The organism is Ruegeria sp. THAF57, assembly GCF_903914075.1.
Classification (GTDB): Bacteria; Pseudomonadota; Alphaproteobacteria; order Rhodobacterales; family Rhodobacteraceae; genus Ruegeria.
Map to the genome: position 1 here is coordinate 19,634 of NZ_CAIWNQ010000011.1, position 24,436 is coordinate 44,069.

The 24,436-nt window shown below is 55.2% G+C and carries 14 protein-coding genes and 2 pseudogenes; 12 read left to right on the forward strand and 4 right to left on the reverse strand.

Features of this window, described 5'->3' with window-relative positions; all coding sequences use genetic code 11:
* The first annotated feature begins 84 nt into the window (after positions 1–84).
* From paaZ to RUESEDTHA_RS19470, 5 genes are all read left to right on the forward strand, one after another.
* A complete protein-coding gene (gene paaZ, locus RUESEDTHA_RS19450) occupies positions 85–2,130 on the forward strand; it encodes a phenylacetic acid degradation bifunctional protein PaaZ (RefSeq protein ID WP_180888328.1) in 2,046 nt (681 codons plus the stop codon).
* An 81-nt stretch (positions 2,131–2,211) separates the two neighbouring features.
* The gene (locus tag RUESEDTHA_RS19455) at positions 2,212–2,949 is read left to right on the forward strand and encodes a hypothetical protein (protein WP_180888329.1); all 738 of its coding nucleotides are present in this window, start codon (positions 2,212–2,214) and stop codon (positions 2,947–2,949) included.
* Between the two features lie 112 nt (positions 2,950–3,061).
* The gene (locus RUESEDTHA_RS19460; RefSeq protein ID WP_180888330.1) at positions 3,062–4,075 is read left to right on the forward strand and encodes a TRAP transporter substrate-binding protein; all 1,014 of its coding nucleotides are present in this window, start codon (positions 3,062–3,064) and stop codon (positions 4,073–4,075) included.
* The gene (locus RUESEDTHA_RS19465) at positions 4,072–4,578 is read left to right on the forward strand and encodes a TRAP transporter small permease (protein WP_180888331.1); all 507 of its coding nucleotides are present in this window, start codon (positions 4,072–4,074) and stop codon (positions 4,576–4,578) included. The genes RUESEDTHA_RS19460 and RUESEDTHA_RS19465 overlap by 4 nt, the downstream gene beginning before the upstream one ends.
* A 5-nt stretch (positions 4,579–4,583) precedes the next feature.
* Positions 4,584–5,921 carry a TRAP transporter large permease gene (locus RUESEDTHA_RS19470; RefSeq protein ID WP_180888332.1) on the forward strand — a complete coding sequence of 446 codons (1,338 nt, stop codon included), beginning with the start codon at positions 4,584–4,586 and terminating at the stop codon, positions 5,919–5,921.
* 63 nt (positions 5,922–5,984) lie between these two features.
* Here the strand turns inward: RUESEDTHA_RS19470 and RUESEDTHA_RS19475 are convergent, their stop codons facing one another.
* The 3 genes and pseudogenes from RUESEDTHA_RS19475 to RUESEDTHA_RS19485 form a co-directional block, all read right to left on the reverse strand.
* Positions 5,985–7,733, reverse strand: coding sequence for a SulP family inorganic anion transporter (locus RUESEDTHA_RS19475; RefSeq protein ID WP_180888333.1), 1,749 nt, complete (start codon positions 7,731–7,733; stop codon positions 5,985–5,987).
* A gap of 8 nt (positions 7,734–7,741) precedes the next feature.
* Positions 7,742–8,410 (reverse strand): annotated as a pseudogene (locus RUESEDTHA_RS19480) (FAD/NAD(P)-binding oxidoreductase); the annotation flags it as partial.
* 125 nt (positions 8,411–8,535) lie between these two features.
* Positions 8,536–8,688 (reverse strand): annotated as a pseudogene (locus tag RUESEDTHA_RS19485) (MBL fold metallo-hydrolase); the annotation flags it as partial.
* 476 nt (positions 8,689–9,164) lie between these two features.
* Between RUESEDTHA_RS19485 and RUESEDTHA_RS19490 the strand changes: the two are divergent.
* The 7 genes from RUESEDTHA_RS19490 (at position 9,165) to RUESEDTHA_RS19520 (ending at position 22,468) form a co-directional block, all read left to right on the forward strand.
* The gene (locus tag RUESEDTHA_RS19490; protein ID WP_180888334.1) at positions 9,165–10,253 is read left to right on the forward strand and encodes a glycosyltransferase; all 1,089 of its coding nucleotides are present in this window, start codon (positions 9,165–9,167) and stop codon (positions 10,251–10,253) included.
* Positions 10,254–10,348: 95 nt separating this feature from the next.
* Positions 10,349–11,509, forward strand: a complete 1,161-nt coding sequence (locus tag RUESEDTHA_RS19495) for an acyl-CoA dehydrogenase family protein (protein WP_180888335.1) — start codon at positions 10,349–10,351, stop codon at positions 11,507–11,509.
* Positions 11,502–12,752 carry a HupE/UreJ family protein gene (locus RUESEDTHA_RS19500; protein WP_180888336.1) on the forward strand — a complete coding sequence of 417 codons (1,251 nt, stop codon included), beginning with the start codon at positions 11,502–11,504 and terminating at the stop codon, positions 12,750–12,752. Before RUESEDTHA_RS19495 ends, RUESEDTHA_RS19500 begins: the two co-directional genes overlap by 8 nt.
* Positions 12,752–14,269 carry an amino acid adenylation domain-containing protein gene (locus tag RUESEDTHA_RS19505; protein WP_180888337.1) on the forward strand — a complete coding sequence of 506 codons (1,518 nt, stop codon included), beginning with the start codon at positions 12,752–12,754 and terminating at the stop codon, positions 14,267–14,269. Before RUESEDTHA_RS19500 ends, RUESEDTHA_RS19505 begins: the two co-directional genes overlap by 1 nt.
* Positions 14,250–14,516 (forward strand): acyl carrier protein, encoded by a 267-nt coding sequence (locus RUESEDTHA_RS19510; RefSeq protein WP_180888338.1) that lies wholly within the window; start codon positions 14,250–14,252, stop codon positions 14,514–14,516. The genes RUESEDTHA_RS19505 and RUESEDTHA_RS19510 overlap by 20 nt, the downstream gene beginning before the upstream one ends.
* A 4-nt stretch (positions 14,517–14,520) precedes the next feature.
* Positions 14,521–18,633, forward strand: a complete 4,113-nt coding sequence (locus RUESEDTHA_RS19515; protein ID WP_180888339.1) for a non-ribosomal peptide synthetase — start codon at positions 14,521–14,523, stop codon at positions 18,631–18,633.
* Between the two features lies 1 nt (position 18,634).
* Entirely contained in the window at positions 18,635–22,468 is a 3,834-nt protein-coding gene (locus tag RUESEDTHA_RS19520; RefSeq protein ID WP_180888340.1) for a non-ribosomal peptide synthetase, read from the forward strand.
* 24 nt (positions 22,469–22,492) lie between these two features.
* Here RUESEDTHA_RS19520 and RUESEDTHA_RS19525 read toward each other — a convergent pair whose 3' ends face one another.
* Entirely contained in the window at positions 22,493–24,352 is a 1,860-nt protein-coding gene (locus RUESEDTHA_RS19525) for an adenylate/guanylate cyclase domain-containing protein (RefSeq protein ID WP_180888341.1), read from the reverse strand.
* Positions 24,353–24,436: the final 84 nt, after the last annotated feature.

Below are 24,436 nucleotides of genomic sequence, written 5' to 3' on the forward strand. Positions count from 1 at the left end.
CCCTGTACTTAAACATTTCATAAACCGACCGGTAGGTCAATTAATGAGTTGAGTCACACCGAACCCAGACGCAAGGACGGCCTCATGACTGTACAAAATGTTGAAAGCTACATCGCCGGACAGTGGATCGGATGCGACAGTTCAGCCCGCGATATCCACTCGGCCGTAACCGGTGAGTTGATTGGAAGGGCCGGGAACACTGCGCTGGACATTGGGGCCATGTTGGACTTCGCGCGTTCAAAGGGCGGGCCTGCCCTGCGCGGGATGACGTTCCATGATCGTGCGCGCATGCTCAAGGCGTTGGCGGCGCACTTGGGACAACACAAACAAGCCCTTTATGACATTTCATTCGCGACGGGCGCGACGCAGAAAGATCACCTGATCGACATTGACGGCGGTATCGGCACATTGATGGTCTATGCCAGCAAAGGTCGCCGTGAAATGCCGGACGACACCATCTATTTGGATGGTGAGGTCGAACGGTTGTCCCGGCACGGCACGTTTCTGGGGCAGCATATCTGCACCTCGCTGACCGGAGTGGCCGTTCACATCAATGCCTTCAATTTTCCTGTGTGGGGTATGCTGGAAAAGCTGGCCCCAACGCTTTTGGCCGGGGTTCCTGCAATCATAAAACCGGCAACGGCGACATGCTATGTCACCGAACACTGCGTAAGGATCATGCTGGCTAGCGGCCTGCTGCCAGAAGGCGCCATTCAGTTGATTTCCGGCGGGCTCGGAGACCTGCTGGATCATTTGGGCGGGCAAGACATCGTCAGCTTCACCGGTTCGGCTGCAACAGCAAAAACGCTGCGCGGCGCATCATGTTTTCAAGGAAATGCAACGCGGTTCATTGCCGAACAAGACAGCCTCAACGCGTCGATACTCGGCCCAGATGCCGTGGCAGGCACGCCCGAATTTGATCTGTTCATCAAAGAAGCCACCCACGAAATGACCGCCAAGGCAGGCCAGAAATGCACCGCCGTTCGCCGCATCATGGCCCCGGCTTCTCAGGTCGAGGCCGTAATTGACGCCCTAAGCAGACGGCTTGGATCGGTCATCATTGGGGACCCCGCGGCCAAAGAAACACAAATGGGTGCCCTCGTGTCTCAGGCCCAAAGACGGGATGTTCTGGAAAAGGCCGCCCTAATCGGGCAAGAGGCGGACCACGTTTTCGGAAACCCCGATGACTTCGTGGTGCTCGGAACGGACCGAGACAAAGGTGCCTTTGTCCCGCCGATGCTGTTTCATTGCGCGTCGCCGGACACAGCCAACCTGCTGCATTCGGTCGAAGCGTTCGGCCCCGTTTCAACCGTGATGCCCTATCGCGATCTGGAACACGCGGTCCACATGGCCAACCGGGGTGGCGGTAGCCTCGTGGCATCGGTCATCACGAACGATCCCGACGTCGCCAGAACTGTCGCTTTGGGCGCCGGGCCGTTCCACGGGCGACTGTATTTCAACAACCAAACCTCGATGAAAGAAAGCACAGGCCATGGGTCACCCCTGCCGCATATGGTGCATGGCGGGCCCGGTCGCGCGGGCGGCGGCGAAGAGATGGGCGGTATTCGCGGCGTGATGCACTATATGCAGCGCACCGCCATTCAGGGCAGCCCCGACATCCTGACGGCCATTGGCCGTAAATGGGTGCCGGGTGCCACCGAAATCACTGATCACGCCCATCCGTTTACCCGTACATTCGACGCCCTTGAAATCGGGGAAACACTGTATACTGCGGAACGTGAAATTACGCTGGACGACATCGAAACCTTCGCTCATTTCACCGGCGACACGTTCTATGCTCACATGGATGATGCCGCGGCCAAGCGGAACCCGTTCTTTCCGGGCCGTGTTGCGCACGGCTATCTGTTGCTGAGCTTCGCCGCCGGTCTGTTCGTTCAACCCGACGAGGGGCCCGTTTTGGCTAATACAGGACTGGACAATTTGCGGTTTCTCAAGCCAATTCAGGCCGGAGACAGCATTCGCGTTCGTCTGACCGTTATGCAAAAGTCACCACGAAATCAGGACTATGGTGAGGTCCGGTGGAAAGTCACCCTTCTTAACCGCGACAGTGATCTTGCTGCCGAATATGAGTTGTTGACCATGAACGCCTATCATCGCGATGAGCCTTAGGGTTTTCTCATAGCCACATGGCGCGATGGCGTGATAACTAGGGGGTCAACTTCCATTTATCCCCTTTGGAAAGACCCGAATTTGACAGCCGCTGACGCCCTGATTGACGACCTGTGCAACCTTGAGCCGATCAAGACATGGTCGCTGATTGTCACGCTGTTTGGCGATCTCAGCGACCACCACATCACGGGCAAGGAACTGGGCCTGCTGATGGGACATGTTGGCATAAAAACCGAGGCCATACGGGTCGCGCTGCACCGGCTTAGGAAAGACGGTTGGATTGTGTCGACAAAATCAGGGCGGGAAGTGACCTATAGCCTTTCGGATGTTGGTCTGGCCGAGACACGCGCCGCCTACGAAGACGTTTACAGGCGGGACGTAAAATACCCACAAGGATGGAAGTTGCTTTTGACCAAAAGCGATTATGCCGCCCCAGACCCCGCAATCCGCATTGAAAGATCATTGCTGCTGGTGCCTGTCGAAGCTGTCCTACTCGACGGTGCGGCGCTTGGGCTGCAGGCAGATACGGACCATATACCGGACTGGTTTTCTGATCGCATTGTTCCCTCTCAAACTTTGGTTCTGGCGCAAAAGCTTTGTGAAATTGCCGAACGTCCGGGCATCGGCGACCTGTCTCCCCTTTCCTTGGCTGCGGTTCGGCTGCTGCTGCTACATTACTGGCGCAAAATAGCCTTGCGCAATTCCAGTTGGGCGCACATTTCGATGATCCCGCAAGGACCACTTGCACAGTGCCATCATCGCGTGACGCAGGTGATGGCTGATCTGCCCAGACTGGATCCCGCTGCATTCGCCAATTGACACGAGGGCGATTGTTTTTCGGAAAACCCACGTGCCAGTATAGTTGACCGACCGGTTGGTTTATGAAACTGTAGTCCAAAGCTGCACGCAGCTTTTGTTATGGGAGGATAACATGAAACAGACGCTTGCTGCCTTTGGGCTGGGGATTTCCGCGTTGCTGGCAGGAACTGCTGCCTGGGCTGAAAAAACAATGGTGGTTTCCTCGTGGTTGCCACCCAGCCACATCGTGAACGAGATCATCTGGCCAGAGTTCATTTCACGCATCGAAGAAGCAACCGATGGTCGTGTAACCGGTGCCATCGAGTATAATCTGGCCTCACCCCCGGCGCAGGCCGACCTGATCGAAGACGGTGGCGCGGATGCGGCCTGGATTTTCCACGGGTATAACCCCGGCCGTTTTGTCACCACCAAACTGATCGAAATTCCGGGTCTTGAAGGTAACTCTGCTGCTGCATCTGCGGCCCATTGGCGTGCGCACGAGCAATATCTGGCCGCGGCAAATGAACATGACGGCGTTGTTCCGGTTGCCATGATGGTCCATGCCCCGGGTATGTTGCACCTGTCCAAGGAAGTCAGCTCACTTGATGATGTCGCGGGCCTCAAGATCCGTTCGGGCGGTGGCGTTATGGGGGATGTCCTCAAAGGTCTGGATATGGCGGGCGTTCAGGTTTCCGCGCCAAAGGTATATGAAACCGTTTCAAACGGTGTTGCAGACGGAACATTCTTTCCGGGTGACACGATTGCCATTCTACGCCTGACCGAAGTTCTACCCTACACCTATCGCGTACCGGGCGGATTCTATCGCGGCTCCTTCTCGATCATCATGAGTGAAGAGTTCCTTGAGTCTGTTGGCGAAGAGGACGCCGCAGCCATCCGCGCGGCATTGGGCGAGGATTTCTCGGCCTTCGCGGGTAAGGCCTGGGACGTCGGCAACCAAAGAGGTCTGGATGCGCAGGCTGCTTCGGGGCAGATCATTGACCTTGAAGGTGATGCAGCCGCCCCATTTGAGACACTGGTGCCGCAGATACAGGCATCGGTGCTTGAGGAAGTCTCAGGCAAAGGCGTCGACGCAGAAGCCGCGATGCAACTGATCCGGGACACCATGTCCGAATACAGCGCGAAATGAGCGCACAATCGAACCTAAAACGGGCAAGCCACTGGTTTGCCCGCTTTTGTCTATTGGGCAGCGGCCTTTGCCTTATGCTCGTTATGGGCCTGACAGTTGTCGAGGTTATTGGTCGCTATATTTTCAACGCACCGATTTTCGGGCGTCAGGATCTGGCGCAAATCCTACTGGCATTGTCTATCTTCTTCGCGTTTCCCGTGGTCACCCTTCGGCGTGAACAGATTGACGTCGACCTGCTTGACCACCTCTTCACACGTCGCGCTGCATTTTGGCGAAACCGTTGTATCGACGCGTTGACTTCGCTTTGCCTGCTAACAATGGCAGTGTGGCTGTTCGCGCGCGCGGACAAAGCGCTTGAGCGGGGCGTTACCAGCGAGTTGCTGTTCATTCCAAAATACCCTCTCATATATTTCATAGCACTCGTCGTGGGTTTGACCGGCGTGCTGTTGGCAGTCAGTGCCATTCTCAAAATCATACGGCCGACCGACCCCGAAGGACTCTGACCCAAATGGAAGTCTCACTGATTGCTTTTGCGCTGGTCATCTTTCTTGTGCTGCTGCGCGTTCCGATCGGCATCGCAATGGGATTTATCGGGGCTGTCGGGTTCGTTTATCTGAGGGACGGGCGCTGGTCTGCAGGGTTGGGCCCGGCAGCAGATTCGATACTGGACGTAACGCAGAACGACGCGCTGTCGGTGATACCGCTGTTTATCTTCATGGGAATGATCGTCGCACAAAGCGGTATGGCACTGGATTTGTACCGCGCCGCCTACACGTTGGTCGGGCGGTTGCCGGGCGGTTTGGCGATGTCGACGATTTTGGCCTGCGGTGGCTTTTCTGCAGTATCAGGCTCGTCGCTGGCCACGGCTGCAACCATGTCCAAGGTGGCTCTGCCGCCAATGCGCAAGTTTGGCTATCACGATAGTCTGTCCACCGCATCCGTCGCCGCAGGCGGTACATTGGGCATACTTATCCCACCCAGCATCATCCTGATCATCTACGGCTTCTTGACAGGTCAATCTATCGGGAAACTTTTTTTGGCAGGCATTTTGCCCGGCCTTCTGGGCATACTGCTTTATCTTGGCGCAGTCGCCTTCGTCGTCTGGCGCAAGCCCGAGTACGGTCCCGCCGGAGAAAAAAGCTCGTGGACCGAAACACGGCAGGCTTTGCTGCGTGTCCTTCCGATCCTTGCCCTGTTCACGCTGATCATTGGCGGATTATACGGCCGCGTCTTCACCGCAGACGAGGCGGCGGGCGTCGGTGCATTTGGTGCGATTGTCATTTCAATTTTGATTGGCCGATTCACGTTCAAGGGGCTGATTGAGGCGCTGGTTCAGACGGTGAAAACATCCGTTGGTTTGTTCGTCCTACTGATCGGCGCGGATATCTTTAACCGGTTGATTACACGCGCAAGACTACCGGATGATCTGCTGGCGCTGGTTCAGGGGGCCGGGTTAGAGCCATTCACAATTCTGCTGATCATAATTTTGATCTACATCGTTCTGGGCGCCGTGTTTGAAAGCTTGTCCATGATCACACTGACCGTGCCGGTCTTCGCTCCTTTGATCGCATCCTTGGGTTTTTTTGAAGGCGATATCACCGGAGAAACCGCCCTGATCTGGTTCGGGATCATTGTCGTGGTGGTGACGGAAATCTCGCTTATTACACCACCTATCGGCCTGAACGTGTTTGTCCTGAGGTCCGTGGTACAAGACGTATCAACCGCAACAATCTTCCGAGGTGTGACGCCATTCTGGGCTGCCGATATCGTAAGGCTGGCCCTTCTGGTGGCGCTTCCTGCCTTGTCGCTGTTCCTGCCCTTAGGCGTTTTCGGGTTCGGACCATAGCTTGTTTGCCCGAACCCTCAAACCCGGCACCGCGCTGTTACGTTCCCGACAGTGCTACGTGGTTCAGGCCGCCGCATTCGGCTGCGGGGAACGGACAAGGTGATCCCAGGCGTCGAATTGCGACAGGAAAACCTGCCCATTCAGACCCTCAAGAAAACGGGATCGCCTCAGCCGGTCCATCACAGGTCCTTTGACCTCTGACAAATGCAGGCCAACATCCATATCGGTAAGGCGGAGGTTGATGGAATCCAGACTTTCCAACGCTGAATAGTCAACCTCGTTTACAGCCGAGCACATCAGTACAACATGTCGTACCGTACACCCCTCGGTTACTCTGCTTTGAATGTAGTCCTCCAGAAACCTCGCGTTCACGAAATACAGGCTTTCATCAACCCGCAGGTTGACGACCCTTGGATCGGTCAGAACCGCGTGCCGGTCGATATTTCTGAAATGCTGGGTGCCGGGAACCAGGCCCACCTCGGCCACATGGGGTTGGGACGTCTTGTAAAGGTGCAACAGAACAGAAAGCACGACACCCGACGCCACGCCAACCTCGACCCCAAGAAGAAGGGTCAACAAAATAGTGGCCGCCACAGCCACAAAGTCGGCGCGCGAATAGGACCACGTCTTTTTCAGGATCGACAGGTCCACCAGCCCGAGGACTGCAACAATGATCGTGGCCGCCAGAGTCGCCGTCGGCAGAAAGTAGACCAACGGTGTCAACGCCAACGCTGCAACCGCCAAACCGATTGCTGTAAACGCGCCGGCGGCGGGTGTCTCAGCACCGGCATCAAAATTCACCACCGAACGGGCAAAGCCACCCGTCACCGGAAACCCCCCGGTAAATGCAGCACCCAGATTGGCGGCGCCCAACCCGATCAGCTCCTGATCCGGGTCGATCCTTTGTCTTCTTTTTGCAGCCAGTGTTTGCGCAACAGAAACGCTTTCGACAAAACCGATGATCGAAATCAGGATTGCCGGAAAGAACAGCGCCTCAATCAGATCGAAAGACAGGCTTGGCACCGTCAAAGGCGGCAAGCTTTGCGGGACCGCGCCAACAATGCGCACACCTTGATCTGCCAGATCAAATGCCCAAACACTGACAGTCGTGGCCACAACAGCGAAAACCGGACCCGCTTTCGTCAAAATATCAGCCAAAAGCGGAGGCGTTCGCAATTTGGTCAGTGTCGGTCTCAGGAAGCTGCGCACCCAAAAAAGAAATAGGGTTGCGCCCGTCCCAATCGCCACCGTTACCCAGTTTGTCTGGCTCAGGTGCGACAGGATTGAGCCGAGCATCTCGGGCAGAGTATGACCATGTGCCTCAATGCCCAGAATATGCTTTAGCTGGCTGGTCGCGATCAGAATGCCCGAGGCAGTGATGAACCCGGCAATCACCGGGTGGCTCAGGAAATTGGCCAGCAACCCCAGCCGCAGCACACCCATGAGCACCAGAAACCCACCAGACAGCATAGCCAATGTCAGGGCGGCGGCAGCGTATCCGGCGGTGCCCTGCTGCGCGACCTGCCCGATAACTGAGGCCGTCAAAAGGGACACAACAGCCACAGGTCCAACCGCCAGCGAACGGCTGGTCCCGAAAATCGCATAAAGCATAATCGGAACAATCGAAGCGTAAAGCCCGGCCTCGGGCGGCAGCCCGGCCAGCATCGCATAGGCTAGCGATTGCGGGATCAACATAATCGTGACGATCACCGCGGCGATCAGGTCGTTTGACAGGGCCGAACGCGAATATGTTCGGCCCCAATCCAATACCGGTAAGTAGCGCCCAAAACCGCGGCCCAAGTTAATTTTCATTGGCATCAGTCTACAGCGATCAGATTATGAAAGAAGTTCAACGCGGCATCGTATTTCTCAACATACCGTTCAAGCGCGGGCACATAATCTTTCACGCCGAACAATACGCAACCTGCGTTCATAAACTGGACGTCGATATCCTTAAGCACACCCCGGCAGAACCACGCGTCGCCCGACAAATACATCGCCTTTTGCGGCGCACCGGCGCATTTGATTGGCATTGGCAGCTGGGTTAACAACGCCCTGCCCTTCCGCATCTGCCGCACCAGTTTCCACATGTAAGGTGCAAGATCATAATGGCAGTTCGAAGTGACACCTTTGCGGCCCAGCGTTTCTTCCAAACCCTTCACTTTGCCCCAGTCAAGCTTGAGGCCCGGGCAAACAAACAACCGGCGGTATTTGACCACGCGGCAGCCATCTAAGATCACGGCATCATTTTCGGGTTCAAAGGCTGCTAAGGCTGACTTTAACCAGTGCACGCCTTTCGAAATGAGGCTGCCCATGGTTCGGGCTGCGCTCTGAGCGTCAAAAATTCCACCGCCGACCATGGTCCAGCCGGGTTGATCATAGAGGATATCGGCAGGGCCGATCACAGCAACATCCAGATCGGAATCTCGTGACTTCAAGCTCGCCGCGACAGCGATACCACCGGCACCGCGACCCACTATAGCAACGTCAGCATCACAAAGTTCGCCCCCTGACCCAGCCCCGGTCGCCTCGGCATCCACGACCGTGATCTGCGGACTGACCGAAAGCTGATCCGTAATGTTGCTGATATCCACCTGTCTCATCCCTTTCGCCGTCACAGAGTATTCACCGGTACTTTGAGCATGGGATTTCCGTCGGACTCCCGAGGTGCTTGGTCCGCCCACACGTTGACCCGTAGCGACGGAATGATGAGCTTGGGCATATCCAGACCAGCGTCACGCTCGGAGCGGAATTTGAAGAACTCCTCCAGTCGCGCGCGAATATCGGCTGGCAGTTGGCTCAGCCCTTTGAACCTATCTAACCACGAAACGTCCATAATTCTGCTCCAGCCTACCTGCTTAGTCGCATTTCGAATGGCAAGATACATCTAATTTATAGAATATAACAGAGATTCGAAACTGACAGTCGGGAAAACCAGATCAAATCTTGACTGAAAACAGCGCCAGAATACCTCCAAGTAAATTCACAGGCGCGCGCCTACCTAATGACAGAAGGCAAAACATGTCCAAGCGGCTAGCCATTATATCCAGCGGCTTGAACAGCCCCCTAAGCAGCGCCGTGGAGTTTGCACAACGCGCCAGAGACACAGGGCTCGAGATAACTTTTCTTGCTCCGGAATCCTCAGCGTCGATTCTTGCACATGCGGGCTTGGAACATTTCGTAATTCCAAACCCGAAATTTGATGCGTTCACGCCGTTAGTTCCCGCCGAAACGGCCCGGTCAATGACCAGGCAAGAGCGCCTGAAATCCGCCGTAGCTGCATTTGAAGTTGATAAGCTACAGCGGGACTTGGCCCGTATTTCTGCCGATGCGATATTCGTCGATTGCGAGTTACATGCGCATATCATAGTTGCGATGACGTTGGGTGTTCCGGTCGTTCAATTCAGCAACATGTTTTTGTCACCCCCCAGCCCGCAAGCCCCCCCGCTGAACAGGCGTGGCATACCGGGGCAAGGAGTTCGCGGCAGCAAGCTTGGGATCTGTTTGCTGTGGGTGCAGTTTCTTGCGTGGAAAAACCTCAAGATTCTCAGGAACCGGATTTCCAGCAAAAGTACGGATTATCCGACGGCTGTTCTGGAACTGGCCCGGCAATACAATGTGCCGATTTCCAAACTTAGGCGGCGTGTATGCTGGCAGATGCCGTGGACCTACAAAATCCCGACGGCTTTGTTTTTGCCCAAAGCGTTGGACCTGCCATCCAAACCCTATGAATACATGACGTACCTTGGCCCGATGATCATGAAAAATCGGCCACAGAAATCTTACGATGCAAATACGGTTGCCCAGTTTTGCGATCTCGATTTGGGACGCGGGCGTATCTTCGTCGGGTTTGGCACCATGATGAAAACAAAGGGCGACTTGATCTCCAAACTTTTGACGGTGGCCGAGCGTCATCCGGAATGGCACTTCCTGTTCACCGCTGGCAAAGACTGGGACCGCGCCTCTGAATTGCCCGCACCGGAAAATGTCGACGTTGTTCCATGGGTCCCCCAACACCGTGTTTTGGAACACGCTGACATGGCCATTATGCATGGAGGCACCGGCGGTTTGGTCGAGGCTGTTGAGACCGCGACCCCGCTTTTGTTATATCCTCATGTCAACGACCAGAAAGGCAGCGCCGCGCGGGTCGTGTTTCACCGCATTGGGCGCGCAGGAACGCCCAAAGACCCCATCGACAAGATTGAAGAAGATATCCAAGCCGTGCTGGAAGACAAAGACATAGCCCAGAGGTGCCGTGATATGCAGGCCGAGTGCCGAGCAGAACAGTCCGGTGACACACTAGAGCGGTATTTGCAAACGCTCGTGGGCTGAGGCAATCACCCGCAATGCTAAGGCACAGCACTTTTTTTGATCCTATCGGGACTTGGGCACGTAAAGGATTCAGAAGCAGTCGATGAACCCTCAAAGTGCACTACAAATCTCAGATCAACGACTTAGGCTCTGACGCCAAAAGCTTTGCGGTTACGCTTCCGAACGTTACCGCAAAAAACCTACGTGGGGTCTGGCAGACGATTGCCGAGTTCGGAAGTTTCGACTTTGCTGTCCCGTCCGAGTTCGGCGGCTCCGGCAGAACGGCCCAAGAGTTTTGCAGCCATTTTCTGGGGTTCGGCGAAGGATGTCGTGACAACGGACTGGCAATGGCCGTGATCTCGCAGATTTGGACCATGCAAAAACCGCTGACCCGCTTTGGTAGTTCTCAGGTTAAGGCCGCGTATTTGCCTAAATTGCTGGCTGGCGAAACCCTCAGCGCTTTTGCTTTGACCGAATTGCAGGCAGGGTCCGATGCTCTTGCGCTCAGGACGCGTGCTGATCGTGTGGAAGGCGGCTATGTTTTGAATGGTAGCAAGGCTTTTGTCGGTATGGGGCCGATCTGCGACATCGCAATCGTCTTCGCTCAGACCAACCCGGAAAAAGGCCGCTGGGGGTTATCAGCCTTTGTCGTCCACGCCGAGGACAAAGGGTTTATCCGGCATCCGGCTCAGGGCAAACTGGGCTTGAACAGCGTTCCTCTGGGTGAACTGGAGTTTCGGGAATGCCACATTCCCGAGGACCGCCGACTGGGCCCCGAAGGCGCAGGGGCCGCTATCATTCAAACGACCCTGGACTGGGAGCGTTGTTTCATCCTGACATCGCAGGTGGGCGCGATGCGCAGACAATTGGCTGAGTGCGCCGATTTTGCAGCGACCCGCAACCTGTTTGGACAATCCATTTCCGAGTTCCAGTCCGTCGCTAACCGCATCGCGGATATGCGGGTGCGTTTGGAAACGTGCGAGTTGATGCTGGAACGCGCTGCCGACCTTTACGACGCTGAAAAACCCCTCACCCAATTTGCGGCCATGGCAAACCTTCACATTTCCGAAGCCTTCCTCAGTTCCAGCCTGGACGCTCTCAGGACACATGGCGGGCGCGGATATCTGGCGGGTACGCCAGCTGAACAAGACGCAAGGGACGCGCTGGGTGGCGTGATCTACTCGGGCACCTCGGACATTCAGCGTCAGATCATTGCCAAAATGGAAATTGGACAGCGGTCCAAACCAAACAAACTGGGAGACTCAACCAATGGTTAACGGCCTTGTTTCAAGCCATATCCATCCGTCGCCGCGCCGATCCGTAATGTGCAGGATACATCAACAAGTAGTGGCGTTTGCGGGCCTTTTCCTGATGATGCTGGCGTCTGTGGCTAATGCCCACAGCTTTAACGAAAGTTACGTGTACTTTGACGTCACCGACGACAGTCTGAGCGGGCGCATCGAAGTAACTCTGACGGACCTGACCCGCGTGCAGCAGGGAACCGCAGAAATCGAAACCTCTCTGACCGAGGAGGAAGTCACCGCCGCGCAGCAGGCTTTCTTCGACTACTTCGAAGAGCGCATGAACCTGTCTTACGAAGGACGTCCATACGAAGTTGAATTTGATGATATTTCTTTCTTTGGCACGTCCGTAGATACGTTTGCCCAACTTCACTTTATCGTTCAAGACATCACAGAGACACCTACAACGATCCAAATGTCGTATGACGGGTTGTTTTCAGATGTCGACCCGACACATCGGGGGTACGCCCTGATTGGAAGCAATACGCGCAACGGGATGGACGAAAACGAGGCGTATATTTCACTGATCTTTGCGCCCGGGGAAGGTCAAAAAGACCTGTATCTGAATGACGAACCCACCAAGGATATTGCGCTCACCTTTTTCGAACATGGCGTTTGGCATATCTGGCTGGGGTTTGACCATGTCCTGTTCCTGATCACGCTGTTGCTGGGTGCGGTCATGCGGATCGAAAACCAACGTTGGGTTCCATCCGAGAGCATTCGGGACAGCCTGCGTGAAACCGTCAAAATCGTCACGGTTTTCACGATCGCACACACAATCACCCTCTGCCTTGCGACATTCGAGGTCGTCACCCTGCCGGTTACGCTGGTTGAGGCGGTCATCGCATTCTCGATCGCGGCCGTGGCGATTGGTAACCTGATCCCGAGGTTCCACGCTGGATCGTGGAAAGTCGTGTTCCTGTTCGGTATCTTCCACGGCTTTGGCTTTGCAAACGTACTGGAACCGCTTGGACTTGATCCCACCCGCAAGGCGCTTGGATTGGCGACATTCAACATCGGGGTCGAGGTCGGGCAGCTTGCAATCGTCCTTGTCCTGTTCCCGATCTTCTTTGCCTTGCGTCGTCTGACTGCTTATCGCGTGATTGGCCTGCAATTCGGCTCGGTCGCGTTAATCGCAATCGCGGCGTTCTGGTTCTATGAACGAACCGTGGGCTGGTTCCCCGTGTTCGATGAAACAGTGGCAAAGGTTGCCTTCTGATGATCAACCCGCTCCTCCTCGACCACGCTGTCAGGCATCACGCCCGACACACTCCGGACGCTCCGGGTCTGAGTGTGTTGGGCACGGTGACAACCTATGAAACCTTGAACAGCGAAATCGACAGGATAGCGGCCTGTTTGCTGGACCGCGGCGTTCAGATCGGCGACAGAATTGTTTTGTGCACGGCCAAGGGCTTAAAAGCGATTGCGGCCTTGCACGCGATTCTTCGTGTCGGCGGCGTATATGTTCCACTTGACCCGACAGCCCCGGCAAAACGTATTGCAGAGCAAGTTTCAGTGGTTTCTCCAAAATATGTCCTCGCGGATACGCCTCGACTCGCCCTTTTCGCAGGGGTGTTTGCCGCACCTCAGCTCATTGATATTTCTCAGGATTTCCCTGAGGCAAATATGAATGACGAGATGGCAGATCGTCAGGCCCGGCGATCGGAATATGACGCGGCCTATATCCTGATGACATCGGGCACGACCGGCACACCGAAAGGAATTGTTCACACCCACAAAAGCGGCCTCGCCATCACACAAATGGCTGCCGCACGGTGCCGGCTGACATCAAGCGATCGGATCAGTCACCACACTCCGCTGCACTTCGACATGTCGATTTTTGACATTTTCTGCACGTTCCTGTCCGGGGCCTGTTGTGTGGTGATCCCGGAAGCCTATACCAAGCTGCCCGCTTCGCTGTCCCAGCTCACGGAACAGGAACGTATTTCGGTTTGGTATTCCGTCCCTCACGCCATAATTCAGTTGGTCGAACGGGGCGCTTTGGCAGACCGCAATCTACTAGCCCTGCGCATCGTGATGTTTGCAGGAGAGGTTATGCCGCCTTCTTCCCTCAGGTCATTTTCAAAACATGCGCCAAAAGCAACTTTTCTTAACGCATACGGGCCGACCGAGACTAACCACTGCACCACCGCTGAGTTCACGCATGCCGACCTGGACGGCACCACCCCTTTGCCAATCGGCTTTCCGGAACAAGGGGTCATCGCCCGCATCGGGACAGAGGCAGACGAAGCAAGCACAGGCGAGCTTCTGATAGCCTCCGATCAGGTAATGTCGGGGTACTTGAACGCGCCAGACCTGAACCGGGCAGCCTTTTGTACCTTGCCGGACGCATCCGGGCAGCCAAGGCAATTTTACCGAACCGGTGATATCGTCCGCCGCGCGCAGGACGGTCAGCTATTTCTGGTCGGGCGCAAAGACCGTCAGATCAAGCTGAGGGGCTATCGCATCGAATTGGACGAAGTAGAGCTTGCCCTGGTCAACTGTGCCCAAATCACCGAAGCGGCGGTGATCTTTTTCGAAGACAAAATCCAAGCCTTTGCAACAGGGCAAACCGGCGTTGATCTGAACGAAATCCGGTCCAATCTGGAGACCGTGTTGCCGCACTATGCTGTCCCAAGCCGGATAGACCTGCTTAGTTCAATGCCGCGCACCTCGACCGGAAAGATTGACCGTCAAAAGCTGATAGGAATTGCGAATGCGCAGCGAGCAGCCTGAAACGCATGATCATGCATTGCGCCACTTCGTTCAAACCACCCTTCTGGGTGGTCGGTCGGTGACAGATGATGAAGAATTGTTGCTGAGTGGAATGATCGACTCTTTGGGGGTGATGTCGCTGGTTTCGTTCATTGAGCAAACCTATCAGATCGAAGTGCCGTTTGTGGACGTCACCCTTGAGAATATGGGCACGATCAAAGCGATCATGGATTTTGCGGAAACGCGGCTAAAAACACGTGCGGACTGAAAGAATGTCGTATCCTCTGACCGAAAGCCAAACGCTATTTTGGAAGGGCCACCAGCTTCAGCCGGACGTACCCTTGTACAACATGGCCTGGAGGTTCGATCTGCATTTCGCCGTTCAACCCGAGGTGTTCAAGGCCGCATTCCTTGAAACGCTTGAGCTTAACCAAGCACTCAGAACCGCAATACGTGATACACCCGAAGGTCCTGTCCAATTTGCCGTCGAGATGTACGAAAATCTTCTCGAGATCAAAAACCTCAGCGATAATGAAAATCCGCAGGAAACGCTAACTTCGGGATTGGCGGACTGGGTCCAAACCCCTTTTGAACTGACCGCAGGAACGATGCGCAGCCGGTTAGTGAAGTTGGCGAATTCACACTGGGTTTGGCTTGTGTGTCAGCATCACATCGCCTGCGACGCGCAATCAGGCGCACTCATGTTCGAGCAGGTCTCGCAGCGCTACGAACGTCTCCAAGGGTGGCGTACCGAAAAAGTCGAGAACCTGCCCAACTTTTTTGAACGTCAGAATTTGCAATCTTCCTCGATGGGCGCGACACCTGTCGCTGCGCCAACGGCCAAAACACCTGCGTACGGCAGCGATCCGCAGCGAACCTTCCCTTCGAAGCGTCTTCGCATACCAGTTGATCCGGCACTTTTCGGTGCTTTGGAGAATGCAATTGCCAGGCCGGAATTCAGACTTTTCACGCCCGAGCTGTCGCGGTTGGCCATCTACCTTACGGCTTTTTTCGCCCATCTTCACAGGATAACGGGCGACGAAGAGATTACGATTGGTCTGCCATCGCACAATCGACTGACGCCGGATGATCGAAGAACGATTGGACTGTTTGTCGAAGTCTTGCCCCTCTCAATCCAATTCGATGCGTCGGACACCCTGCTTGACCTTCACGGCAAGGTAAGAAAAGGGCTGGGCGTTTTCTTGAAACACGCTAAGCCGGGAGCGGTTTCAAAGATAGACACATCTGGTGTAAGTGCGGTCTGCAATTATATTCAGGCCCGCTTTGATGCGTTTGCCGGCCACCCTGCCTCGGTCGAATGGCTGCATAGCGGCGCACATGACGCAATCCATGCACTCAGGCTTCACGTCATCGACTTTGAAGGAAGTGGCGTTCCAAATCTAAGCCTGGACGTTCAGGATAAAATTCTTGAATCAGTATCAGAGACCAGCCTTTGCGCACATTTCGTCAAGTTTCTGACCGCCGTAGTTTCAACCCCAGAAAGCCTCGTGACGGCCGTTGCATTCTCGGCCGGACCCGAGGATCTGTCACTTGTTCAAGGCCCGGCAGAACCTCAATCCGCACAAATCTCCGTACTGGAAAGGTTCAAATCACATGCAAGAAACACGCCTGACCAGATTGCCCTATCCCAAGCAGAACACGGGCTAAGTTACGGACAGCTTGACGAACACAGCGACCGCATTGCGGCCCATTTGACAAGGCTTGGTGTTTCCCGCGGTTCCTGCGTAGCGGTCCATCTACCTCGGTCCATGGACTTTGTGATTGCCGTATTGGGCGTTCTGAAGGCCGGGTGCGCGTTCGTACCAATTGCGACCAACATACCCCCGGCACGCGTGGAAGAAATTCTACTCGGGAGTCGTGCATCCGCTGTATTTGTTACCCCAGAAGACCAGCGTAAGTACCCTTGTAAAAGCATTGCGGTCGAGGCAGCCCGCCACGACGACACTGTTGTCAGCGAGGCAATCGAACCCGACGACACTGCATACGTTCTGTTTACATCAGGGTCGACAGGTGTACCCAAGGGCGTCGAAGTAAGCCACGAAAACCTGACGCGATATATTGACTGGGCGGCTCGGTCTTTTGCTAACGACCGTCCTGCTCATTTTGCGTTCTTTTCGTCCGTGTCGTTTGATTTGACCCTGACGTCGCTGTTTGTCCCTTTGATCACTGGCGGGACGATCAGGGTTTATCCCGAACGCTCTGACCCGGACCTGGCCATCCTTGACGTCTTTGCCGAGGATAACGTCAACATCGTGAAACTGACCCCGTCGCATCTGGCTTTGGCCTGCACGCAAGCGCAATCCGTCCGACGCATCGAAACGCTGATACTTGGCGGTGAAAACCTGACTTCCGCGCTTTGCCGTCGTGCGCTCAACACCCTGTCACCGTCATTGAAAATCATCAATGAATACGGCCCCACGGAAGCCGTCGTTGGGGCCATGCACCATAGGTTTAACCCCGACGCGGATACGCAGTCGTCAGTTCAGATTGGCCAACCTGCAGCGGGGATCACACTGTCTGTTCGGGACGCGGCGCTAAATATCTGTCCCTTAGGAGTGACCGGAGAAATCTTGATCAGCGGTCGGCTGGCTGACGGGTACCTGAACAGCCCGTCCCTGACTGCTGAAAAGTTCATCGACGATCCTTTGAACCTACAGGATAAGCTATATCGGACCGGCGATCTTGGTCGCATCACGAAGGATGGGCGTTTTGAATACCTTGGACGCGCGGATCAACAGATCAAGAAAAACGGCGTTCGCTTCGAGACTGCGGAATACGAACAGATTCTGCGCCATTTGCCTGATGTCGACGCGGTGCATGTCACCTTTACTTCAACCGATCACACCATCGTATCAACGCAGCAGTGCAAGAAATGCGGGCTGACGGACGCTGTTCCCGGGGTGCATTTTGACACGCAAGATATGTGTACGATCTGTGCCGAATTTTACACCTATAGAGACCGCGCCGGGGCCTATTTCCGCGCCGAACCCGAACTTGAGGACAAGATTGCCCAAGCCCTTCGCGCCAGCACTGGCAAATACGATGCCGTCATGATGCTGAGCGGCGGTAAAGACAGTACCTATGCAGCCTATCGTCTGGCCGCTTATGGGCCCCGAGTGCTCGCAGTAACTTTGGACAATGGGTATATCTCGGACGAAGCCAAAGAGAACATTCAAAGGGTGGTTGACGACCTGAACTGGGATCACAGGTACCTGTCCACGGACAAGATGAACCAAATCTTCGTAGACAGCCTGAAAACGCACTCCAATGTCTGCCAAGGATGTTTCAAGGCACTTTACACACTGGCCTTCCGAACGGCCCTGTCCGAGGGGGCGGCAATGGTCGTCACTGGCCTGTCGCGCGGCCAGTTTTTTGAGACGCGGCTGACGCCCGACCTGTTCCGCCACTCAGCGCCGACCTGCGCGCAACTGGACGATATGGTTACGCAAGCCCGCAAGACCTATCACGCAGAAGACGACGCAGTATCGCGGCTTTTGCAGACCGACGACCTGAAGGATGGCCAGTTTCTGAGTCAAATCGACGTGCTGGATATCTATCGCTATGTCGATGTGCCTGTCTCGGACATTTATGAGTTCCTCGACACACAAACCGCTTGGAAACGCCCAAGTGACACGGGACGATCGACTAATTGCCTGATCAACGATGCCGGAATCCACGTTCACAAAACGCGGGAAGGATTTCACAACTATGCCCTGCCCTATTCCTGGGACGTACGAATGGGTCACAAAACACGCGATCAGGCGCTGGACGAGTTGAACGATGAAATCGACACGCAAAGAATAGAATCGATCCTGGAAGAAATCGGATTTGACGAACCTGTTACGCGGGCGCCTGCGCTGACGGTTTATGTGGCAGGTCATGATCTGAATGGGTCGCAGGTCTGGGATATCCTGCGCGAACACCTGCAACGCGAGATGTTGCCGGATCAGGTAGTGATCCTGGATGAAATGCCCCTTAACGCCAACGGCAAGGTAGATACTTCTAAGTTGCCCAAGGTCGCGCCAAAAAACCCGCCCCCGGGCAATCACGTCGCACCAGAAACCGAAACGCAACGCCGATTGGCTGCAATCCTTTCTGGTGTTCTGGGCGAAAAAGACATCAGCGCGACGCGAGATTTCTTTGACTTGGGCGTAGACAGCATCGCCGCAATCGAAGTTGCAATGAAAGCCAATGAGCAAGGCATCAACCTGCCTGCGACTGCGTTGTTCGAGTATCGGTCACTCAGGGCATTGGCCTCTTATGCGGACACGTTGCCAGATGCCCACGGCAGCGATGACGAAGACGCTCATCTGATCGACTTGGACGACGATGATCTGTCGCGCATAACTGAGGCTTTGGACTGACATGGGGCTGCCCAAAGGCGTTGCAGATATCCTGCCGCTGACCCCGGCCCAGCAGGGAATGCTGTTTCATACTGTGGGTGAGGCAGCCCTGGGCGGACAGTATGTTGCAGTCATCAGTTGCGCCTTGAACGGCCCGCTGGATCCGAACCGCTTTAAACGTGCCTTCAAAGCGATGCTGGCAGGGCGTGATGCGCTTCGTGCCGGTTTCGTTTGGGAAGGCGTGAAACAACCCGTGCAAGCCGTACGGGAAGAGATCAACCTGCCTTGGACCGAACTTGATTGGAGCGGCGTCAGGAATGTCGATCAGCGGTGGGATGATCTGCTGCGGCTGGAACAAATTCGTCGCTTCGACCTCAAAAAACCACCTTTGATGGCAGTAACCCTGATCAAGTTATCTGACTCAGCGTGGCGACTGGTCTGGACGGCTCACCATTTGATCAGCGACGGATGGTCAACAAGGGTCGCGCTTCAAGATGTGTGTGCATCCTACAGGAATCCAAACGCTGTGCGCGACCAGGCGCCCAGCTTCAAAAGCTACCTCATTTGGCGGCGAAACCAGAAAAATCTAACAAATCGAGAGTTTTGGACCGACCAGTTTTCAGGCCTCACAGAACCCAGCACCTTGCAAACCACGGCGACCAACCCGGAAGGGGTGCTTCAGGAAAGGCGGGCGGAAGAACTGGGTCATGAGCTGATGAGTTCGATCGAGAATCTGGCACGTCAGCTTAAGGTGACTTCAAACGTTATTCTGTCGGCCGCATGGGGTTTGACGCTGCGGCGACTGCTGCAACAAGACGATGTGGTCTTTGGCACGACAACTGCGGGCCGACCACCCGAAATCCCCGGAATTGCAAAGGCCATAGGCGCATTCGTCAATACTCTGCCCGTGCGGTGCAAAATCGACCCTGCGCAGCCGGTTGAGAACTTCCTGCTTGATCACGCGCGCTCAGACCTTGCGCGTCGCAAGCACGAATATGCGTCGCTTGCCGAGGTACAATCCTGTGCGCCGTTTGCCAGTGGCACGCCTTTGTTCGATACACTGTTCGTCAACGAAGGGCTTGCACAATTGAACATGGATTTGGGCGATGTCGACATGACCAGCCTGAAGACGACACAATTCAGCAACTACCCACTTACCCTGTTGGTGACGCCAAAAGACCGACTGACTGTCGAACTTTATCATGATCCATCGAGACTCAGCTCAGAAGACGTGGAGTCCGTGATCGCCGATTACAAAGATATCTTGTCAGCAATCACAAATGACCCAAAAGTCGCGGTCAAGAATCTGTTGCGACAGGCGCAAAACGCCATGAAACCTTCGCCGGAACCTGACAGCGAAGATGTCATTGAACGATTTCTAAATTGCGCCCGAAACTCGCCCCAAGCAGCAGCGATATCTGACGGCGAGGCTACGCTTACTTATGAGGAACTTTCGCTTGGCGCGCGGAAGATTGCACAGGCTTTGGTGGATGCCGGGGTCAAAACAACAGACATTGTGCCGGTGGCGTTGCCGCGTGGAGCCGAGGCAATCTCGGCCTTCTTAGGCGTTATGATGTCCGGCGCGGCCTATGTCCCTTTGGACTTGGACTACCCTTCGGAGCGTATCTCGCAAGTCCTGAACGCAATCGAAGCCCGTCACGTCGTCACCGACCAGATCGGACGCACCAAGCTGCCTGAAACCGGCGCTCACCACGTTTTGCTAAACTCTTTAGGCAATCCAATGGACAGTGTGGACGTCAGGCGCGGTGAAAGAGCTTACGTCATGTTCACGTCCGGGTCTCAGAGCTTACCCAAAGGGGTCGAGATTACGCGTCGGGGATTGGCACTATCAACCACCGCAAGAGACACGTACTACAAGGGACGGCCAAGCGTCTTTCTGCTTTTGTCTTCGCTGGCATTCGACAGCTCTGTGGCCGGCATTTATTGGACCTTGTGCTCAGGCGGGCAACTCGTGATCGCGCCAAGGCGTGCCGAACAGGAACCGTTAAAGCTTGGCAGGTTGATTTCGCATCACCGGGTGACACACACGCTTTGCCTTCCGGGATTGGCGCAGGCACTTTTTTCGGCGGTTCCAAGTCACGATCTTGAAAGCTTGAGAACCGTGATCACAGCCGGAGAGCCCTTGCACCCAGCCATCGTCAGGCAATTTCGAACGGTTCTTCCCGGTCGCCGATTGGTGAACGAATATGGCCCAACCGAAGCAACCGTCTGGTGCACAGCCTATGATGCGACCAGCCATGTTGAAGATGCGGACATCCCGATCGGCTCTGCAATCCCCGGTACTTGGGTCGGAGTTGTCGACGCGGACGATTGCCCTGTCAGCGCCGGTAAGATTGGCGAAATCGTTGTGGCCGGTCGAACAGTTGCGCGCGGCTATCTGAACAATGCCATTCAAACTCAGGAACGCTTTTTTCATACTGGCTTGAAGGACATACAAGCCTACAGGACTGGAGACTTGGGAATAGCAGATGCGTCGGGGCACATCACATTTCTGGGGCGCAAGGACTCACAGGTCAAAATTCGCGGCCACCGCATTGAGCTTTCCGAAATAGAAACCGCAGCCAGCACCGTGACACCCAATCAACCCGTCGCGGCTGTCGTGCTTGATCAGGCAGGTTCCAAAAGTATCGGGATCGCAGTCGAAGGTCGGGCTGATGAGGCTCTCTGTCAGACGGTCAGGGGGCACATCGAGGCAACCTTACCAAGTCCATTTCATCCAAACCTGGTCGTGAACATCGAAAGGTTCCCGCAACTTCCGAACGGCAAAACAGACCTAAAGAAACTGGCCCAGATGGTCTCAGACGTCAGGCAGGTACAGCTCGGCAACCCGCCCGAGGGGGAATTGGAAGGGCTGCTTGCTGAACTTTTTTCCGACGTGTTGCGAACAGCTTGCACCACGCGGGACGCAAATTTCTTTGATATGGGAGGTGACAGCCTGACGACCATCGCCGCCTATGCGAAGGGTCAGGAAATGGGATTGGAGTTTGAACCGACTGACCTGTTCAGTTGTCCCACGGTCGCCGAACTGGCAAAGCGCATCACGGACCGGATGACGAACGTCACATTTTCTGAAAACGACAGTACAATGCAGGTGTCAAACCCCGGACCCGGTAAGAATACCGTTGTCATCGCGCATTGTTCGGTCCAATTCAGCCGCTATATGGCGCGCAGCCTTGGCCCGGATTATTCCGTTGTCCTGATCCGCAGTCACCGGACACTGGGAATGGACATTCCAGTTGGCAAAACCTTCGATGATCTGGCGGCAGACGCTAAATCCTACTTGGGTCAATCGGAAAACACGGGGCCGATCGTTTTATGCGGATATTCAGCCGGTTGCCCGTTGGTCATGGAACTGGCCCAACAGTTGGGGCACGACAGGGTTAAAGGCTTGGTGCTGCTTGATCCTCCGATAAAAATGGTGGGCGAAGAACCAAAACTGCAGCCGATATTTTTTCGAACATATAAACGCTGGCGATACCTGTTTCGGAATTTCAAACGAAAAGCCAAGGCAAAACACACCCTGCCTGCGACCATGGCCGCGCTGCATGAGCAACCGGATTCAATAGATCTCCATATCGAAGCTGTAGAAATCTCTCATGGGTTGGCGATCAGTGACTTCCGCGTGCCCAGACTTGACCAACCGGCCCATGTGTTCTTGACGCCCGGCAATCCGTCGCTTGCAACTGGCGATGTTCTGGACACGCATTTGCGCCGCAAAACCTGTCACATGCTTGAAATGAAGCACGAAGAGCTCATGCAGCGGCCAGATGCATTTCTGAACATCGCAACCGCGCTGAAGGATCTTCTGGATCAAGGCCCGCCCGGGTCGGGCTAAGAACGCCTGCGCCCCTTTTGCCTATCAATCCTCAAGACCAAGTTCGCGCAACACCTCATACCTGCGTTCAGGTATCGACTGTTCGATATAGGCCAGATCAAAAGGGTGGATACTGGCGATAGAAATCCCCGGCTTTAGCCTTCTTGCCTCAGAAATAAGTGCCTGTGCTCTTTCAGTATTGCCACTCTTCCACGCGGCGACGGCAGGCCAGGTCAGAAATTCAGCCCGGTAAGTTTCGGGTAATACTTCCAAGAAAGCGTCGGTCAAAGCGTTGGCGCGCTCAAATTCGCCAGCGTCAATCAGCGCACCGTATTCGTCCACGATCAGCCACCACAGGGAAACGGGAGTCATGCGCTTTGCTCTGGTAAAATACGGAAGAGACTCTTCGGAAGCACCTGCATATTTTAATACCCAAGCGGCACTTCGAATGACCCTGGCGTCACCCATCCCCCCCTCCAACGCGAGATGGGCGTATTCCTGCGCCTCTTCCCCTCGCTTCTGCACGACGCGTAATACAGCCAGGTTGGACAGAGTGGCCGGACGTCCGGGATCGATGTCGAGCGCCACTGCAAGATGATCTTCGGCAAGGGCAAGCGACTCTTTCGGGTCCCCGGAAAATCCAAGCCTAACATCCATGATATGTGTAAATGCCATGCCAACCAGCGCATCAACATATCTTGCGTCACGTTCAAGCGCCGCCTGATAGTGCTTACGCGCCGTCTTGTTGTCTTCGGCGGTGAAGCGAACCCGATGCGCGCGCCCCTTTGAGTTTTCCGCAAATGCCACAAGGTCATTTGTTTCGCGCAGCGTCACCCTGTCGCCGTCGACAGTCCCACGGTAAACCTGCTCTAGCACGGTCAGTGTAATTTCGTCCTGAATATCAAAGAAATCACCCGATTTTCTGTTAAATGTCTCGGACCAAAGGTATTTTCCGGACGTGGCATCCAATAGCTTGGCCAATATCCTTAGGTCTTCGCCAGATTTCTGGACGCTGCCCTCAAGCACATAACGAACGCCATAACGCGCCGCGATGTCGCGGCTACTAAGGCCCTCACCGCTGTCTTTCGCACTTGTATCCTGACCGATGACCAGCAAATCCGGTAACTTGGCAAGGTTCGTCGTGATATTCTCGCTTAATCCGTCGGCCAGATACCCATTTTCAGCCTCTCCAGGGCCGATATAGTCAAACGCCAAGACCGCCACAGAAGAGTCGTCAGGCATGGTCTGCACATACCCGTCCACATCCTGTTGCGCCAAGTTCCCTCGCTGAAACCACCACCACGCGCTAGCGGTAATGAGCAGAGCGATGCCCGCGACAAGCAAGATTGCCGGGCTGATCTGTTCGGACTTGGGCCGCGATGCTGCTTCAGCCCCATTTTCAATTTGGAATGCCCTGATGGATCGAGAGAGGTTCTTGACCCGAACTTCACCCAAATCCATCAGGTTGACATCCAGCTTGTCTCTCACCTGATCCCGTACCGCACGGCTCAGCAATACTCCGCCGGCCGGTGCCAATTGCTCAAGCCGCGCCGCGACGTTGACCCCGTCGCCAAGCAGGTCATCGCCATCAAGCACGACATCGCCGACGTTTATCCCAATCCGGTAGGCAATACGCCGGTCCGGTGGAATTCTTTCGTTTCGCCGCGCCATCCCGGTTTGCGTATTAATGGCAAACCGAACCGCCTGCACCGCTGAGGGAAACTCAATCAGCAAGCTGTCGCCGGCAGTATTCGCAACGCGACCCGAGTATTTTTCGATCAGGGGATCAAGCAACGCGTCACGGTGAGAACGCTGTGCCGAAAGCGTTCCCTCTTCGTCTGCGGCGACCAATCGCGAGAATCCAGCGATGTCCGCAGCAACTATCGTTGTAAGCCGACGTTCCATATGGGTTTCTCACCCCAAAGGCTAAGCGAGAACCCACAATCGGTCTATACTGTGCGCTGGACGTCGGCTGAAACATGACAAAAC

Bases quoted from the DNA above. Each gene is read 5' to 3' on its own strand.
- RUESEDTHA_RS19525 (WP_180888341.1), bottom strand. From the start codon at position 24,352: ATGGAACGTCGGCTTACAACGATAGTTGCTGCGGACATCGCTGGATTC.
- RUESEDTHA_RS19475 (WP_180888333.1), bottom strand. From the start codon at position 7,733: ATGAAAATTAACTTGGGCCGCGGTTTTGGGCGCTACTTACCGGTATTG.
- RUESEDTHA_RS19490 (WP_180888334.1), top strand. From the start codon at position 9,165: ATGACCAGGCAAGAGCGCCTGAAATCCGCCGTAGCTGCATTTGAAGTT.
- RUESEDTHA_RS19505 (WP_180888337.1), top strand. From the start codon at position 12,752: ATGATCAACCCGCTCCTCCTCGACCACGCTGTCAGGCATCACGCCCGA.
- RUESEDTHA_RS19465 (WP_180888331.1), top strand. From the start codon at position 4,072: ATGAGCGCACAATCGAACCTAAAACGGGCAAGCCACTGGTTTGCCCGC.
- RUESEDTHA_RS19500 (WP_180888336.1), top strand. From the start codon at position 11,502: ATGGTTAACGGCCTTGTTTCAAGCCATATCCATCCGTCGCCGCGCCGA.
- RUESEDTHA_RS19520 (WP_180888340.1), top strand. From the start codon at position 18,635: ATGGGGCTGCCCAAAGGCGTTGCAGATATCCTGCCGCTGACCCCGGCC.
- RUESEDTHA_RS19515 (WP_180888339.1), top strand. From the start codon at position 14,521: ATGTCGTATCCTCTGACCGAAAGCCAAACGCTATTTTGGAAGGGCCAC.
- paaZ (WP_180888328.1), top strand. From the start codon at position 85: ATGACTGTACAAAATGTTGAAAGCTACATCGCCGGACAGTGGATCGGA.
- RUESEDTHA_RS19460 (WP_180888330.1), top strand. From the start codon at position 3,062: ATGAAACAGACGCTTGCTGCCTTTGGGCTGGGGATTTCCGCGTTGCTG.
- RUESEDTHA_RS19470 (WP_180888332.1), top strand. From the start codon at position 4,584: ATGGAAGTCTCACTGATTGCTTTTGCGCTGGTCATCTTTCTTGTGCTG.
- RUESEDTHA_RS19510 (WP_180888338.1), top strand. From the start codon at position 14,250: ATGCGCAGCGAGCAGCCTGAAACGCATGATCATGCATTGCGCCACTTC.